Source organism: Paenibacillus sp. MAEPY2 (assembly GCF_000499205.1).
Lineage (GTDB): Bacteria > Bacillota > Bacilli > Paenibacillales > Paenibacillaceae > Paenibacillus > Paenibacillus vandeheii.
Genome location: NZ_AWUK01000112.1, coordinates 1 through 1222, shown reverse-complemented (window position 1 = coordinate 1222; position 1222 = coordinate 1). Strand labels below are relative to the sequence as shown.

Here is a 1222-nt window from a genome sequence, read left to right as displayed (position 1 = left end):
TCAGAGAATAATCTCTGAAGGTAAAGCTAAGCTATGCGTTTGGTGGCGATGGCGGAGGGGTTCCACACGTACCCATCCCGAACACGACCGTTAAGCCCTCTAGCGCCGATGGTACTTGGACCGCAGGGTCCTGGGAGAGTAGGACGCCGCCAAGCGAAACCCCTTTGGGGTATTTTTTTTCGATATTTTCACAAGGGCCCTTAGCTCAGTTGGTTAGAGCGCACCTCTGATAAGGGTGAGGCCGGTGGTTCGAGTCCACCAGGGCCCATAGTAATACCAGATAAACTAAAAGTGTATGGGGCCATAGCTCAGCTGGGAGAGCGCCTGCCTTGCAAGCAGGAGGTCAGCGGTTCGATCCCGCTTGGCTCCACCATTCCCTGATAGCTCAGTTGGTAGAGCACTCGACTGTTAATCGAGTTGTCACAGGTTCGAGTCCTGTTCGGGGAGCCATTAAGGCCCGTTGGTCAAGGGGTTAAGACACCTCCCTTTCACGGAGGTAACAGGGGTTCGAATCCCCTACGGGTCATAGCTATATTTATTAGCTTAAAAAAAGGGATGAGAATCCCAAAGGTTCGTCGGAGGATAAACTTCGTGAGCAGCGGCTTCGCTCGAACGAAGTGAGAGTATCCCCTACGGGTCATAAATATGGAGGCTTAGCTCAGCTGGGAGAGCATCTGCCTTACAAGCAGAGGGTCGGGGGTTCGATCCCCTCAGCCTCCACCATATATTTTCTGAATAACGACGCGGGGTGGAGCAGCCCGGTAGCTCGTCGGGCTCATAACCCGAAGGCCGCAGGTTCAAATCCTGCCCCCGCAATTATACTTTCTTTTAAGAAAGTGATCTGGAACCGTGGTGTAGTTGGCCTAACATGCCTGCCTGTCACGCAGGAGATCGCGGGTTCGAATCCCGTCGGTTCCGCCATTTATAAGGCTCGGTAGCTCAGTCGGTAGAGCAGAGGACTGAAAATCCTCGTGTCGGCGGTTCGATTCCGTCCCGAGCCACCATTTTCATCATGATTTGATACGCCGGTGTAGCTCAACTGGTAGAGCAACTGACTTGTAATCAGTAGGTTGGGGGTTCAAGTCCTCTCGCCGGCACCATGTAATCCTGGAGGATTAGCGAAGCGGCCAAACGCATCAGACTGTAAATCTGCTCCCGTACGGGTTCGGTGGTTCGAATCCATCATCCTCCACCAGTTTCTATGAGTCATTAGCTCAGTTGG

The 1222-nt window shown here is 53.0% G+C and carries 10 tRNA genes and 1 rRNA gene; all 11 read left to right on the top strand.

Going from position 1 to position 1222, the window contains the following annotated elements:
* The first annotated feature begins 38 nt into the window (after positions 1–38).
* The 11 genes from rrf to P364_RS0134740 all read left to right on the top strand — a co-directional run bounded on the left by rrf (position 39) and on the right by P364_RS0134740 (position 1195).
* Positions 39–155 (top strand): 5S ribosomal RNA (rrf, locus tag P364_RS0134790).
* A 39-nt stretch (positions 156–194) separates the two neighbouring features.
* Positions 195–268: transfer RNA gene (locus tag P364_RS0134785), tRNA-Ile, on the top strand.
* Positions 269–297: 29 nt separating this feature from the next.
* Positions 298–373: transfer RNA gene (locus P364_RS0134780), tRNA-Ala, on the top strand.
* Between the two features lies 1 nt (position 374).
* Positions 375–450, top strand: a tRNA-Asn gene (locus P364_RS0134775).
* Positions 451–454: 4 nt separating this feature from the next.
* Positions 455–526, top strand: a tRNA-Glu gene (locus P364_RS0134770).
* 121 nt (positions 527–647) lie between these two features.
* Positions 648–723, top strand: a tRNA-Val gene (locus P364_RS0134765).
* Between the two features lie 19 nt (positions 724–742).
* A tRNA-Met gene (locus P364_RS0134760) sits at positions 743–816 on the top strand.
* 27 nt (positions 817–843) lie between these two features.
* Positions 844–921: transfer RNA gene (locus tag P364_RS0134755), tRNA-Asp, on the top strand.
* A gap of 7 nt (positions 922–928) precedes the next feature.
* Positions 929–1004: transfer RNA gene (locus P364_RS0134750), tRNA-Phe, on the top strand.
* Between the two features lie 20 nt (positions 1005–1024).
* Positions 1025–1100 (top strand) — tRNA-Thr (locus tag P364_RS0134745).
* Positions 1101–1109: 9 nt separating this feature from the next.
* A tRNA-Tyr gene (locus tag P364_RS0134740) sits at positions 1110–1195 on the top strand.
* Positions 1196–1222: the final 27 nt, after the last annotated feature.